Origin of the sequence: Mycobacterium sp. E3251 (assembly GCF_001666835.1) — a bacterium.
GTDB lineage: Bacteria > Actinomycetota > Actinomycetes > Mycobacteriales > Mycobacteriaceae > Mycobacterium.
Genome location: NZ_LZJF01000011.1, coordinates 52,881 through 66,028 on the forward strand (window position 1 = coordinate 52,881; position 13,148 = coordinate 66,028).

Below are 13,148 nucleotides of genomic sequence, written 5' to 3' on the forward strand. Positions count from 1 at the left end.
TTATTGACGTTGCCAGGAATGACCGCGGCGGGGCGCCGGTTGAGAGGACCACGGGCGACGTACCGATGAGGCGTGCAAATCCGACGAGGAGCTGAGGATGTCCACCAACATCACCTGGCATGACCACCAGGTCTCTCGCGAGGCCCGCGAGCGGCTCAACGGCCACAAGGGCTGCGTCATCTGGTTCACGGGGCTGAGCGCCAGCGGTAAAAGCACGGTCGCGAACATCGTCGAGCAGAAGCTCTACGAGCGCGGCGTGCGGAGCTACCTGCTAGACGGCGACAACGTCCGCCACGGGCTCAACGCCGGCCCGACTCTCCTCGAAGAGCGCCACGGAGTCGAGTTCGCGAAGCGGTTCGGTCTGGGGTTCTCCGCCGAGGACCGCGAGGAGAACATCCGGCGCCTCGGAGCGGTCGCGAAGTTGTTCTGCGATGCCGGGGTCATCACCTTGACCGCCTTCATCAGCCCGTACCGGCACGATCGTGACGCGGTTCGCGCCACCCTCGCCGAGGGTGATTTCCAGGAGATCTTCATTGATACGCCGATCGAGATTTGCGAGCAGCGTGATCCGAAAGGCTTGTACAAGAAGGCCCGGGCCGGTGAGATCCGGGGTTTCACCGGAATCGACGATCCGTACGAAGCTCCGCTGAGCCCGGAGCTGCGGCTCGACGGTGGCACAAAGGATGCGGACACGCTGGCCGAGGAAGTGGTCTCGCACCTCGAGAAGGAGGGCGTCATTCCCGCCCGCGCCGCTGCCGCCCGCGGGTTCGACACCCACCGCGAAGCGAGGTCATGAGATGAACTATCACGGTCACAACGGGAAACCGATCGTGGAAAGAGTGTCCACGGACGGCGCCGCCGGACAGATCAAAGGCCTGCCGCGCGTGCCGATTTCGAAGGCGACCGCGCATGAAGTGATCAGCCTGTCCTACGGATTCTTCACCCCGCTGCCCGGGTTCATGGGCCGGCAAGAGGTCGACGGGACGCTGGACAAGTTGCGGCTCCCGGACGGAACGCTGTGGAGCATCCCGATCGTGTTCGACCTGTCCTCCGACGACGTCGAGAAGCTGGGCGTCAACGAGGGCGGCAGCGTCGTGCTGGAGTACCTCCATGCACCCATCGCGATCCTCGACGTCACCGAGATCTACGAGTACGACCTGCACCGCTTCGCCGAGAAAACCTACGGCACAACCGATCCCAGGCACCCGGGCGTGAAGAAGACGCTCGCGTACGCGAACCGGTTCATCGCCGGTGACGTCACGCTCATCAACGAGCCGGTGTTCAACGAGCCTTTCAAGAGCTTTTGGCTGACGCCCAGGCAGCACCACGACGCGCTCGCAGAAAAAGGCTGGAAGCACGTCGTCGCCCACCAGACTCGCAACGTTCCCCACACCGGGCACGAGGCGCTGATGAAGCAGGCGTGGCTGGCCGCGAACGAGGACATGCCCGTCGACAACCTGAACACCGGAGTGCTCGTCAACGCCATCATCGGGCAGAAGCGGGTGGGGGATTACATCGACGAGGCCATCCTGCTGACGCAGGACGAGCTGAGGAAGAGCGGGTACTTCCGCGAGGACGTCCACAAGGTCACCTTCACGCTCTGGGACATGCGGTACGCCGGGCCCCGCGAGGCGATCTTCCACGCGATCCTGCGGACCAACCTCGGCTGCACCCACCACATGTTCGGACGCGACCACGCCGGCGTCGGCGACTTCTACCACCCGTACGACTCGCAGGACCTGCTGCAGCAGCACCGGTCGGAGCTGGGCATCAAACCGGTTTTCCTGCGGGAGAACTGGTACTGCCCGGAATGCCGGGAGGTGACCAACTCCGCGTTGTGCGGTCACGACTCCCAGGCGCAAAGCTTCAGCGGCAGCCTGATCCGAAGCATCCTCACCGACGAGGTGAAGCCCACCCAGCAGGTCATGCGCCACGAGGTGTTCGAGGTGGTCTTGGACTCCGCCGCCAAATACGGGCGGGGTTCGCCGTTCGTCACCGAGGATTACCTGAAGGACAGGCTGCCGGTGTTCACGCTGAACCAGTTGGGGGAAGCCGACTCATGAGCGGTGACGGAAAGCAGATCAAGGTCAACGTGTGGATCAACGAGGAACGGCTCGAGGCGCTGGCGAACGCCGGAATGGCCGACTCGGCCAAGGACGCCTTCGCCGGTATGAAGCTCCTAGAGATCTACACCACCGAAGCGCAGAAGGACATTGTGCTGCAACGCTTCCCGGGGGCCAAGTACGACTCGGCCACCACCAAGTCCATCGAGTTGCTGCCCAAGAAGGCCAAGGACAGGTTGTTGGAGTTGTCCATCGCGCTGCGCTCCACCGGTCCCGACGTGGTGGACCGCTTCCTTGCCGAAGCGCAACCCTAGCCGGAACTAGCGCGAGGCGCTCAGGCGTCCAGCCGGGTGAACTCCTGCCGCCGGTACTGCTCGACACAGGCGGCCCGCCGGATCTTGCCGCTCGTGGTGGTGGGAATCGACCCCGGTGACACCAAGACGAGGTCGGCGACATTGAGGCCGTGCGTGCTCGAAATCGCCGCGGTGACATCGTTTTTGACATCGGCGAGCCGACGCAGCGCCGCATCGTCGGAATCGTCGCGCTTCTTCAATTCGATGATGGTCACCAGCTTTTCGGTCTCGTCGACCGGGACGGAGATCGCCGCGACCCGGCCCCCGGTAATGCCCTGGACCGTCGACTCGATGTCCTCGGGATAGTGGTTGCGCCCGTAGACGATCAACAGATCCTTCATGCGGCCCACGATGAACAGCTCGCCCTCGGAGACGAAGCCGAGGTCGCCGGTGCGCAGCCATGGCCCTTCCGGCGTGCCCGGCGACGGGCCGGCCAGAATGCCGCCGAAGGTGCGCTCGGTCTCCGCCGGCTTCTGCCAGTACCCGCCGGCCACATTCTCGCCGTGGACCCAGATCTCGCCGACCGTTCCCGCCGGGCATTCCCTGCCGGTGTCGGGGTCCACGATCCGCACGGAAGGCGACTTCGGCATGCCGTAGCTGAGCAGCGGGGAGCCGGTTCCCTCCGAACACCGTTCCGCGGTGCCCTCGGACAGCTTCCCGGGTTCGAAGTGCACGACCTTGGGGGCCGCGCTCACGGTGCGGCTGGCGACGTAGACGGTCGCCTCGGCCAGCCCGTAGGAGGGGCGCATCATGTCTTGGCGAAAGTTGTACGGGGCGAACCGTTTCGAGAAGCGATCCAGCGTGGCGGGATGGATGCGCTCGGCACCGCTCACGATGCCCAGCACGTTGCCCAGATCGACGTCTTCCAAATCGGAATCCGATGTCTTGCGGGCGGCCAACTCGAAAGCGAAGTTGGGCGCCGCCGACATCACCGGGCCGGCGTTCGCCATCGCATGGATCCACCGCGCCGGCCGCTGCAGGAACGCGACCGGACTTGTCAGGTCACCGCGATAGCCGCCCAGGATCGGCGCGATGACGCCGAGCACGAAGCCCATGTCGTGGTAGAAGGGCAGCCACGACACCACGGCCGTGTCGCGCGGCGGCACGCCGTTGCCCTCCGCGAAGTAGTCGGCCATCAGCTGCCGGAAGTTCACCTGAAGGTTCCGGTGCGAGATCATCACGCCGGCGGGAAGCCGGGTCGATCCCGACGTGTATTGCAGGTAGGCCGTGTCGGGGGCACCGCTGATCCGGATGCTCGACGCGCTCGCGTCGTCGAGATCCAGGGCGTCGACCTCGATGACGGCCGGGACCGCTTCCGGCTGCCGGAGGTGTTCGGTGACGGTTCCGGCGACCGCGGACGTGGTGAGGACGACGGTGGGCGTGGTGTCGGCAAGGACGGCGCTCACCCGTTCGTCGTGCGAACCGGCCGCCGGTACCGACAGCGGCACCGCGATGAAACCGGCCTGCATCGCCCCGAGAAACGCCGCGATATAAGCCAGCCCCTGGGGAGCGACGATGACGGCCCGATCCCCGACGGCGCCGTGCCGCTTGGCCTCGTGCGCGACGTTCAGGGTGCGCTGGTAAAGCTGTGCCCACGTCCACGTCTCGGTGACGCCGGCCCAATCCTGCTCATAGTCGGTGTACCGGAAAGCCACGTCGTCGGGCTGCAGGCCCGCGCGTTCCCGCAGCAGCGAGACCACGGACGCGTTCGGCATGGCCGTTAGGTTACCGCCTGGCGGCGGTTCCCCATCGCGGTCGTTCGTTTTCCGCTCGGGCCAGCTGCGGACATCGGGGCGATCCTGCGCGACCACACGAAAGGCGCTGCAGCGCAGTCCGATCAGGGTTCGGCGCCCCACGTGCTTGGCAGCATCGGCGCGCGCGTGCTCCCGCCGAACGCGTCATCGGTGAAGGCCGTCAATCCCGCCGGTGTGGTAGCGGACCGCACCGGTGCGGTTCCGGCGAACCCCAGGGCTGTCGCGCCCCCGGCCGAGGCTGTCGGCTCCGCGTCCAGGTATTCGTAGCGGCGACCGAATTGGGTGGCCTTCGCCCGCTGGCGCCGCCCGTGCGAACGGTGCTCCTCGGGCTGCACCGCTGCGAAAGATTCGGCATGGTCGGGCTCCGGCGCCTTCGTCGCACGCGCGCTGGCGCTCGCCGGCCTCCGAACGTCAGCCGTCAGGCCACCGACCAGGTAGGCGAGACCCTGCATCGTTGCCACCGGTGGTCCCGACGGTGCGGGTGGCGGCCCACCGTGCGAGGGCGGCGCGGGCGCCGCTGCGGGCGCGGCTGTGGGGGTTGGTGCGGGCGCCGGCGCCGGCGCCGGCGCGGCGGGTGGGGTAGGCGCCAGCGCGGCGGGAACGAACGAAGGGGCCGGCACGATTGGCACCACCGGGATGGCATGCAGCCCGGCCAGACCCGTCAAGCCCGCGAGCCCCCCCACCAGCGTGGGCACCACCAGCGGAATCACCGAGACCGTCAGCAGCGGGAGAATCACCGGGATCAGCACGATCATCTGCTCGAGCAACGTCTTCAGCAGCGCGATGGTATCGGTGATGATCGTCCCGATGGCTTCGACGGCGGTGAACAACAGGGTCCACGCGATGGTCGCGGGATTGCCGGAGGCGAATGCCGCCGCAAGGTCGGCCGCGATGAAGGAGAAGGTTTGCGCCAGATAGGCGAAGTACGAACCGAAATCCATCGGATAGCCAAGGGCGAACGCGATATTGAACGGGTTGAGAAAGCTCAGCGGATTCCCGAGGACGGGCAACCACGGATCGAATCCGGAGAACAGCGCCTGGAAGAACGGGTTGTTCATCAGTTGGTCTATCAACGGCTGGATGAACCTGTTGTAGAAGTCGACGAAGCCGATGCGCCGCAACCAGTCCAGCACCGCGTCCTGCCGGTCGGGCGGCGACGCCGGCGCGACGGAAGCGGCCGCCAGGGCGTCGGCCGTCATGACCTGCGGCGCAGGTTCCGTTAGCGGTGCAGCGGCCACCGCGGCGGTGGCAACACCCTGATAGGTGGTCATCACGGTGGCGGCCTGGACCCACATGCGCGCATAGTCGGCCTCGTTGAGCGCGATCGGAATGGTATTCAGGCCAAGAAAATTCGTCGCCACCAGGACGGCGTGGGTGGCACGGTTGGCGGCCAGCTCGGAAAGCGTCGGTATGGCCGCCAGCGCGGCCGAGTAGGCGGTGGCCGCGGTTTCCTGCTGGGCGGCCACGGCGGCGCTGTCGGCGCTTGCCCGCACCAGCCATGCCAGATAAGGCGCGTGCGCGGTCACGTATACCTGCGCGGTCGGGCCGTCCCAGGTTCCGGACTCAATCGCGCCCAACAGCGCGGCCAGCTCGTCTGCGGCCTCCGCGTACTCGGCGCTCAGCGAGCCCCACGTCGCCGCTGCGGCCAGCAGCGGTCCGGGCCCCGGCCCGCTGCTGAGCAACGCAGAATGCACCTCCGGTGGCGAGGCCATCCAGATGGGCGCGGTCATCGACCGACCGCCGCGGTGCTGACGAAAATCCTTGCATTGCTCGATCTTTCAGAGAAGATGGGAAGGTTGGTGGCAACGACAACGGCCACCCATGCAAAACGTGACATGGACGTTGACAGCTCTCTCGGGGTGCTCCGCCCCGGGTCGCAGGACGCAATGACGCGAGTGTCCTGGCTCTCGGATCGCCGCTCGCCTCGCCTTCCAGCTTGTCAGCCGTGGCCGTTGAGGGTCGCTCCCCGATGACAGTGGCGGGACCGCGCCGGATTCGCACCGGCTTCCTGCATCGTCATCACCTTACGGCTGGCATTGTTACATCCGTTGTGTCCAAAAGCCAGCAAATCACCCGAAGCTCTCGCCGCCGACGGTGTCACCGGTTCTCCAAGACCCGCAGGCTCAGCGAAAACAGCAGCCGCACCTCGGGATCGGCCAAGGACGTCGTCAACAATTTCTCGACACGCCGGACGCGGTAGCGAACCGTGTTGGGGTGAACGTGTAGCGACTGCGCGGCGGCGGCGACGTCGCCGAAGCTGTCCAGATACACCCGCAGCGTCGCGGCCAGGACCGGCTCTTGGGCGCGCAGGTCGACGATCCGCGGATCGACCGATCGCTCCTCGCGCCCAACCAAAGCGAGGATTTCATCGAGCAGGACGGTGGTGCGCGCCTCGGCCAGCGACGTCACTTGCGGGATCGAAATCGGATGGCGCGCAGCGCTGTCGAGCACCCGGTCCACCTCGGCGCGGGCGGCGGCAATGCCGGCGAGGCCGGCGAGGGGGGCGGCGATGGCGGCCCGCAGCTGCACCCCGAGTTCGCTGCGCATCGCCGCGATCGTGCCGCGGACCCACGAGGTGGCCGAGCGGGTTTGCGTCTGGGGCAGCAGCACATAGATTCGCGATCCCCGGGAGGCGAGCTGAGCATCCCGCCGAAAAGCGCTGGCGCTCAGCGCCATTACGTCGGCCAATCGGGCCGGACGGGGTGCGCCCGCGGTGTCCGAGGCATCCCAGCCGATCAGCGCCGCGTTCCCGTCGGTGGCGAGGCCGAGTTCGCGGGCGACGGCGGCCACGTCGGGCTCGCCGTCGGTCAGGCCCAGCAGCTGCTGCACCCGCCGCGCGTGCGTGGAGGGGCGGGCCGCAAGTCGCGCCATGATGCGCCCGGCCAGTACGGCCGCGCCCCGCAACATCTCCTCGGCGTCGGCGGCCAGCGGTCGTGCGCCCTGCTGAACCCAGATGGTTCCGGCGAACGCCGGCGGCCGCCGCGCATCGACCTCCTGATAGATCCCGACCGCCAGCCGCGGGCGCAGGCCCAATTCGGGACGCTCGGCGACGCGCACCACTTCGTCGCTCGCGCGCAGCGCGTCGAAAATGCCCCACTGGCCGATCCATTCGAGGTGTTCGGGCGGCCCTGCCCGGCCGAGGATGGAAAGGCGGCGCAGCTCGTCCGCTTCGTCGTTGGACGCCGAATACGCCAGCACGTGCGATTGGGCGTTTTCGATGCTGACCATGCCGTGGATGCGGTCGGCGAGCGACTGCGCCAAGCCGAACAGGTCGGTGCCCGAGTCCTCCGTCGCGTCCGCGCGGTCCCCGTGATGCTCCAGCACGTGGTTGACCAACTGGTAGAGCCGTTCCCAGCGGGCCCGCGGCTCGACGGCGACCACCGCCGACCCCGTGCCGACTGCCGCGCTCACCAACGCGGTGGACGGCTCCTTGGCGAAGATCGCCACCGGGATGCGCTCGCGGGCCTGCTTGTCCATCCACCGCAGCGCCTCGTCGTCGGCCACGCCCAGCAGGAAGAACACGTCGGCCGAGCTCGCGGCCGCCGCCAGCCCAAGCCGCACGTCGTCGCTGTCGATCAACGCCGCCGAGCCCACCGCAAGGTCCAGGCCCCGCGGCGCTTCCACCAGGCGGACCAGGGTCGCGTCCAGCGCGAGCAACAGCTGACCAAGCCCCACACCGGCCATTGTTCGATCGTACTACCAGCCGACCACTATCCTGTCCGATCGGCTAACTCCGGGGGCGCCCGCGGCGAGGATCCTGGCAGCATGGACGCGATAACCCAGGTGCCGCTGCCGGCCAACGAGCCGGTCCACGACTACGCGCCGCACTCTCCGGAACGCGGCCGGCTGCGCGCCGAACTGGCAGCGCTCGCCGAGCGCCCCATCGACCTCCCGCACGTCATCGGCGGTACGCACCGGATGGGCGACGGGGAACGCATCGACGTCGTCCAGCCGCACCGGCATGCCGCCACGCTGGGCACTCTGACGAACGCCGTCCACGCCGACGCGGTCGCGGCCATCGACGCCGCGATGGCCGCGAAAACGGCGTGGGCGGCGATGCCGTTCGACGAGCGCGCGGCCGTCTTCTTGCGGGCCGCCGACCTGCTCGCCGGGCCCTGGCGGGAGAAGATCGCCGCCGCGACGATGCTGGGCCAATCCAAGTCCGTCTACCAGGCCGAGATCGACTCGCCCTGCGAGCAGATCGACTTCTGGCGGTTCAACGTGGCGTTCGCGCGTCAGATCCTGGCACAGCAGCCGATCAGCGGACCCGGGGAGTGGAATCGCAGCGACTACCGCCCGCTGGACGGATTCGTCTATGCGATCACGCCGTTCAACTTCACCTCGATTGCCGGAAACCTGCCGACCGCGCCCGCGCTGATGGGCAACACCGTCGTGTGGAAGCCGTCGATCACCCAGACCCTGTCGGCCTATCTGACCATGCGGCTGCTGGAGGCCGCGGGGCTGCCGCCCGGGGTGATCAACCTCGTCACCGGCGACGGCTTCGCGGTGTCCGACGTGGCGCTGGCCGACCCGCGGCTGGCCGGCATCCACTTCACCGGGTCGACGGCCACCTTCCAGCACCTTTGGCAGCAGGTGGGCGCCAATATCGGCCGTTACCAAAGCTATCCGCGGCTGGTCGGCGAAACCGGTGGCAAAGACTTCGTGGTGGCGCATGCCTCGGCGCGGCCGGATGTGCTGCGCACCGCGCTGATTCGCGGCGCGTTCGACTACCAGGGGCAGAAATGCTCGGCGGCGTCGCGGGCCTTCGTCCCGAATTCGGTGTGGCGGCGGATGGGCGACGACTTCCTGGGCCAGACCGCCGCGCTGCGCTACGGCGACGTCACCGACCTGACCAACTACGGCGGCGCGCTGATCGACCGGCGCGCGTTCATCAAGAACGTCGACGCCCTACAGCGGGCGAAGAGCGCGGCCCATGTCACCATCGCCGTCGGCGGCGAATACGACGACAGCGTCGGCTATTTCGTCCGCCCCACGGTGTTACTCTCCGATGACCCGACCGACGAAGCGTTTGCCACCGAGTACTTCGGTCCGCTGCTGTCGGTGCACGTATACCCCGACGACGACTACGAACGGATCCTGGACGTGATCGACACCGGGTCGCGGTACGCGCTGACCGGCGCGGTCATCGCCGACGACCGCGAGGCTGTGCTGACCGCCCAGGAGCGGCTGCGGTTCGCCGCCGGGAATTTCTACGTCAACGACAAGCCGACCGGCGCGGTCGTCGGGCGCCAGCCGTTCGGGGGATCGCGCGGCTCGGGCACCAACGACAAGGCCGGTTCGGTGCTGAACTTGTTGCGGTGGACGTCGGCCCGCACCATCAAGGAGACGTTCGTCCCGGCGACCCACCACACCTACCCGCACATGGCGGCCGACTGATGGCCGGGGTGTTCGCCAGCACCATTCGGCCCGCGATCATGGCCGCCAGCCGGCGACCCGGGTTGCGCCGGGCCGCCGAAGGGCTGCCGGTCACCCGTCGCGTGGTGCACCGCTTCGTGCCCGGCGAGACGATCGACAGCGCGCTGCATAGTGTTGCGGCCCTTCGCTCTTCGGGTCGCTACGTCAGCGTCGACTACCTGGGCGAAGACGTCACGGCCGCCGACGACGCCGGCGCGGCGGTGCGCGTTTACCTGGACCTGATCGAGCACCTGGCGGGCTTCGGCTCCGACGCCCACGCCGCGCGGCCGCTGGAGGTGTCGCTGAAGCTGTCGGCCTTGGGGCAGTCGCTGGATCGCGACGGTGAGAAGACCGCCCGGCAAAACGCCTTCACGATCTGCGAAGCGGCGCAGCGGGCCGGCGTGTGGGTCACGGTGGACGCCGAAGACCACACGACCACGGACTCGACGCTGGCGATCGTGCGCGAGCTGCGGGGCGAATTCCCTTGGCTGGGTGTGGCTTTGCAGGCCTACCTGCGGCGCACGCTCGGCGACTGCGCGGAACTCGCGGCGGCCGGGGCCCGGATCCGGCTGTGCAAGGGCGCCTACGACGAACCGGCCTCGGTGGCTTACCGCGACGCCGACGCGGTGACCGACGCCTACCTGCGCTCCTTGCGGGTGTTGATGGCCGGCTCGGGCTACCCGATGGTGGCCAGCCACGACCCGGTGATCATCGATGCCGTCCCCGCGCTGGCACGCGAAGCGGGCCGCGGGGCGGCCGATTTCGAGTATCAGATGCTGTACGGCATCCGCGATATCGAGCAGCGTCGGCTGGCGGAAGCGGGAAACCAGGTGCGTGTGTACGTGCCGTTCGGCACCCAGTGGTACGGCTACTTCATGCGCCGGCTGGCCGAGCGGCCCGCCAACCTGACGTTCTTCTTGCGCGCGCTGGCCCAGCGCGGTCATTGAGTGTGCGCTCACGGCTTTCCGTGTGCGCCCACGGCGGCGACACGCCGGCAGCCTCCGTCCTGGCCGCACACTCAAGCCCACGGATGCTCCGGTCAATCACCGCACCCAGGCGTAACCTCTCGGCCATGAGCCTGGTCATCGAGGAGATGCCCGACCTCGGTATCACCCGGGTCTCGCGCTGGGTCTTCAACTGTTATGTCCTGCACGGCGGTGACGGCGCGGTGGTCGTCGACGCCGGATTGCCCCGGGTCGCCAGCGATCTGGCGGCCGTTCTGGGTCATCTCGGCGGCAGCGTCCATGCCGTGGTCGCGACTCATGGGCACAGCGACCATGTCGCCGGCGCGGCCGAATTGACCGCCCGCTATCCCGCGCCAATCTGGTTGCCCGCCCGCACACTTACCTATCTCGACGGAGTGAAGCCGCGCACGCCGACCCTGGGCCGGGCCGCGAGCATCTGGCCCACCCTGATCGACCAGCCCTTTGATCGAGTCGGCGCGGCGGGGCTGCTGAGCGGCGCGCGGGTGGCGGGATACGGCACCCCGGCCGGCATGCGCTGGACCGGTCCGCCCCCCGACGGGGGACTGACCGACGGCCAGGCGCTGCCCAGCGCACCGGATTGGACCGTCATCAACGCGGGCGGACACACCGACGACAGCATCGCGCTGTGGAACCCGACAACGCGGACGCTGCTTTCCGGCGACGCCGTGCTGACCGCTCGCGGCAAGGTTTGGCACACGCCGGAGATCGTCGACACTGCAAGCGCCGCTGCCACGCGAAGGCGTCTCGAAGAGCTACCGGTGGCACACCTACTACCCGGCCATGGCCGACCGGTTCACGTCGCCGAAACCGTGTGGCCCGGGCAACGCCGTTGACATCACGGCTTTGAGTGTGAGCCCTGGGCGGTGACACGCCGACCATTCCCGCCCTGGGCGCACACTCAACGCCGCCGCGGGCGGTCGCCCGCGAAGCCGCGCACCACGTGCGCGCGCACGAACTCCGCCGCCACCTCGGGATCGTCCATGTCCCGCATCGGGGAGGGCGTGCTGAAGAGCGAGAACAGGATGCGGGCAAACCACTCGGCGGCGGCCTCGACGTCGAGGTCCTTGCGCACCTCGCCGGTGAGGCGGGCGGCCGACAGGTACGGCGCGAAGAAGTCGACGCATTCGCGCAGCAATACGGCGGCATCCTTGGTGAGCAACAAGCTGACCGCGTCCTCGTCGAAGTACTTCTCGGACGCGATGGACCGCCGCGCCTGTGTCACGAAAACGGCTGCCTGACTTAGCTTTTCCTCGAGCGAACCACCCCGGTCCATCGCCCTGGACATCTCGCGATAGAACCGCTCGGAAGCGTGTTCCGCGCACGCCTCGATGATGGCGCCCTTGTCGCTGAAGTACTCGTAGATGGTGCTTCGGGACACCCCGGCGGTCCGGGCGATGTCGACGATCGTCGCCTTCTGCAATCCCTGCTTGCGGAAGCAGGCGTACGCGGATTCCACGATCACCTCGCGCGTGTCGATGGCCTGGGCCGCTTGAGTCGTCATGGCACCAACGCGCCCCTGGGCACCAGCCCACCGTTGGCCGACGCGAAGGCGGCGTTGACGTCGGCCAGATGGAACGGATCGGGCATCAGGCGGTCGAATGGAAAGCGGGTGTGCTGCAGGAACTTCAAGCCTATCGCCAACGTCACGGGCTCGTAGAACATGACGCCGCGCACGGATTTGTTGCCATAGACCAGCGCGCTCGGGTCCAGCTCGAAGGTCCGCCCCATCCCGACGTTGCCGACCTCTAGGAGCGTGCCGCCGTTGTTGAGGAAGCCGATCCCCTCAGGAATGACGCCGGGCACCCCGACGACCTCGAGCACCCAGTCGGCGCCGATGCCTTCGGTGCGCGCGCGGACCTGCTCGGTGACCTCCGCCGTCGAGACCGCACTCGCGTCGATGCAGTGCGTGGCGCCGAAATCGGCCGCGACATCCAGCCGTTCGGCGATCTTGTCGATGACGATGACCTCCGCGGCCCCCGCGGTGCGGGCCACGGCAGCGGCGTTGATGCCGAGCCCGCCCGCACCCTGGATGACCACCGTGTCGCCAAGCCGCACATCCCGCAGCGCGAAGAGCACCTGCGCCAGAGCGCAATTCAGCGGGGCGACGGCTGTGTCGGACAGCTCCTCGGGCACCTTGTACAGCGGCTGGCGCCGACTGGTGTAGTAATACTCCCCATAGGCGGCGACGAAGTGCGGCTCCCGATCGTGCGTCCGGTATTCGCCGGCCATCAGGTTCTGGCACGCATAGGAACGGCCGCGCGCGCAGGCGTGACACTGGCCGCAGAACCAAAAGTACGGTGTCACCACGCGATCCCCGACGGCCAGCGGCCTGCCGGTCGCGTCGGCGGTCAGGCCCTCGCCCAGTTCGGCTATCTCGCCGACCATTTCGTGCCCCATGGCAAACGGGCACGGCAACGGCAGTTCGCCACGGAAGATGTGCAGGTCGGACCCGCAGATGCCGGCCATCCGCAACTTGAGCGCCGCGGTGCCGGGTGCCGGCGGAGTCAACGGAAACTCGGCCAGCTCGATGGGCCCGCCGTGCGCGGTCAGCAGTGCGAGCTTCGGCATGGTGGCTCC

The 13,148-nt window shown here is 68.1% G+C and carries 11 protein-coding genes and 1 riboswitch; of the genes, 6 read left to right on the forward strand and 5 right to left on the reverse strand.

The features are described 5' to 3' along the window. Nucleotides 1-97 precede the first annotated feature (97 nt). The 3 genes from cysC to A5697_RS01270 are packed head-to-tail and all read left to right on the forward strand — an operon-like array spanning nucleotide 98 to nucleotide 2,377. Nucleotides 98-796, forward strand: a complete 699-nt coding sequence (gene cysC / locus A5697_RS01260; protein ID WP_068007259.1) for an adenylyl-sulfate kinase — start codon at nucleotides 98-100, stop codon at nucleotides 794-796. Nucleotide 797: 1 nt separating this feature from the next. Continuing rightward, on the forward strand, nucleotides 798-2,063 hold the full coding sequence (gene sat, locus A5697_RS01265) for a sulfate adenylyltransferase (RefSeq protein ID WP_068007262.1): 1,266 nt from the start codon (nucleotides 798-800) through the stop codon (nucleotides 2,061-2,063). Continuing rightward, complete coding sequence (locus A5697_RS01270; protein WP_067943982.1) at nucleotides 2,060-2,377, forward strand: hypothetical protein; 318 nt, start codon at nucleotides 2,060-2,062, stop codon at nucleotides 2,375-2,377. The genes sat and A5697_RS01270 overlap by 4 nt, the downstream gene beginning before the upstream one ends. A 20-nt stretch (nucleotides 2,378-2,397) precedes the next feature. On the opposite strand, the gene fadD21 is transcribed toward A5697_RS01270, so the two are convergent. The 3 genes from fadD21 to A5697_RS01285 all read right to left on the reverse strand — a co-directional run bounded on the left by fadD21 (nucleotide 2,398) and on the right by A5697_RS01285 (nucleotide 7,854). Next, the gene (fadD21, locus tag A5697_RS01275) at nucleotides 2,398-4,131 is read right to left on the reverse strand and encodes a fatty-acid--AMP ligase FAAL21/FadD21 (protein WP_068007344.1); all 1,734 of its coding nucleotides are present in this window, start codon (nucleotides 4,129-4,131) and stop codon (nucleotides 2,398-2,400) included. A 122-nt stretch (nucleotides 4,132-4,253) separates the two neighbouring features. Continuing rightward, entirely contained in the window at nucleotides 4,254-5,900 is a 1,647-nt protein-coding gene (locus A5697_RS01280; RefSeq protein ID WP_068007266.1) for a PPE family protein, read from the reverse strand. A 142-nt stretch (nucleotides 5,901-6,042) separates the two neighbouring features. Then, nucleotides 6,043-6,232: riboswitch (cobalamin riboswitch) on the reverse strand. A gap of 35 nt (nucleotides 6,233-6,267) precedes the next feature. Further along, complete coding sequence (locus A5697_RS01285) at nucleotides 6,268-7,854, reverse strand: CdaR family transcriptional regulator (RefSeq protein ID WP_068007267.1); 1,587 nt, start codon at nucleotides 7,852-7,854, stop codon at nucleotides 6,268-6,270. A gap of 81 nt (nucleotides 7,855-7,935) precedes the next feature. Here A5697_RS01285 and pruA point away from each other — a divergent pair, with 81 nt between their 5' ends. The 3 genes from pruA to A5697_RS01300 all read left to right on the forward strand — a co-directional run bounded on the left by pruA (nucleotide 7,936) and on the right by A5697_RS01300 (nucleotide 11,404). Then, a complete protein-coding gene (pruA, locus tag A5697_RS01290) occupies nucleotides 7,936-9,567 on the forward strand; it encodes an L-glutamate gamma-semialdehyde dehydrogenase (RefSeq protein WP_068007269.1) in 1,632 nt (543 codons plus the stop codon). Continuing rightward, nucleotides 9,567-10,532, forward strand: coding sequence for a proline dehydrogenase family protein (locus A5697_RS01295; RefSeq protein ID WP_068007273.1), 966 nt, complete (start codon nucleotides 9,567-9,569; stop codon nucleotides 10,530-10,532). Before pruA ends, A5697_RS01295 begins: the two co-directional genes overlap by 1 nt. Before the next feature lie 125 nt (nucleotides 10,533-10,657). Continuing rightward, nucleotides 10,658-11,404, forward strand: coding sequence for an MBL fold metallo-hydrolase (locus tag A5697_RS01300; RefSeq protein WP_068007277.1), 747 nt, complete (start codon nucleotides 10,658-10,660; stop codon nucleotides 11,402-11,404). 65 nt (nucleotides 11,405-11,469) lie between these two features. Here A5697_RS01300 and A5697_RS01305 read toward each other — a convergent pair whose 3' ends face one another. Both A5697_RS01305 and A5697_RS01310 read right to left on the reverse strand, forming a co-directional pair. After that, nucleotides 11,470-12,072: a TetR/AcrR family transcriptional regulator gene (locus tag A5697_RS01305; protein ID WP_068007279.1), complete on the reverse strand. Its 603-nt coding sequence runs from the start codon at nucleotides 12,070-12,072 to the stop codon at nucleotides 11,470-11,472. Continuing rightward, a complete protein-coding gene (locus A5697_RS01310) occupies nucleotides 12,069-13,139 on the reverse strand; it encodes a zinc-binding dehydrogenase (RefSeq protein WP_068007280.1) in 1,071 nt (356 codons plus the stop codon). Before A5697_RS01310 ends, A5697_RS01305 begins: the two co-directional genes overlap by 4 nt. Between the last annotated feature and the right edge of the window lie 9 nt (nucleotides 13,140-13,148).

What these genes read in the sequence shown, in the direction of transcription:
- cysC (WP_068007259.1), top strand. Translation starts at nt 98, where the DNA reads ATGTCCACCAACATCACCTGGCATGACCACCAGGTCTCTCGCGAGGCC.
- sat (WP_068007262.1), top strand. Translation starts at nt 798, where the DNA reads ATGAACTATCACGGTCACAACGGGAAACCGATCGTGGAAAGAGTGTCC.
- A5697_RS01270 (WP_067943982.1), top strand. Translation starts at nt 2,060, where the DNA reads ATGAGCGGTGACGGAAAGCAGATCAAGGTCAACGTGTGGATCAACGAG.
- fadD21 (WP_068007344.1), bottom strand. Translation starts at nt 4,131, where the DNA reads ATGCCGAACGCGTCCGTGGTCTCGCTGCTGCGGGAACGCGCGGGCCTG.
- A5697_RS01280 (WP_068007266.1), bottom strand. Translation starts at nt 5,900, where the DNA reads ATGACCGCGCCCATCTGGATGGCCTCGCCACCGGAGGTGCATTCTGCG.
- A5697_RS01285 (WP_068007267.1), bottom strand. Translation starts at nt 7,854, where the DNA reads ATGGCCGGTGTGGGGCTTGGTCAGCTGTTGCTCGCGCTGGACGCGACC.
- pruA (WP_068007269.1), top strand. Translation starts at nt 7,936, where the DNA reads ATGGACGCGATAACCCAGGTGCCGCTGCCGGCCAACGAGCCGGTCCAC.
- A5697_RS01295 (WP_068007273.1), top strand. Translation starts at nt 9,567, where the DNA reads ATGGCCGGGGTGTTCGCCAGCACCATTCGGCCCGCGATCATGGCCGCC.
- A5697_RS01300 (WP_068007277.1), top strand. Translation starts at nt 10,658, where the DNA reads ATGAGCCTGGTCATCGAGGAGATGCCCGACCTCGGTATCACCCGGGTC.
- A5697_RS01305 (WP_068007279.1), bottom strand. Translation starts at nt 12,072, where the DNA reads ATGACGACTCAAGCGGCCCAGGCCATCGACACGCGCGAGGTGATCGTG.
- A5697_RS01310 (WP_068007280.1), bottom strand. Translation starts at nt 13,139, where the DNA reads ATGCCGAAGCTCGCACTGCTGACCGCGCACGGCGGGCCCATCGAGCTG.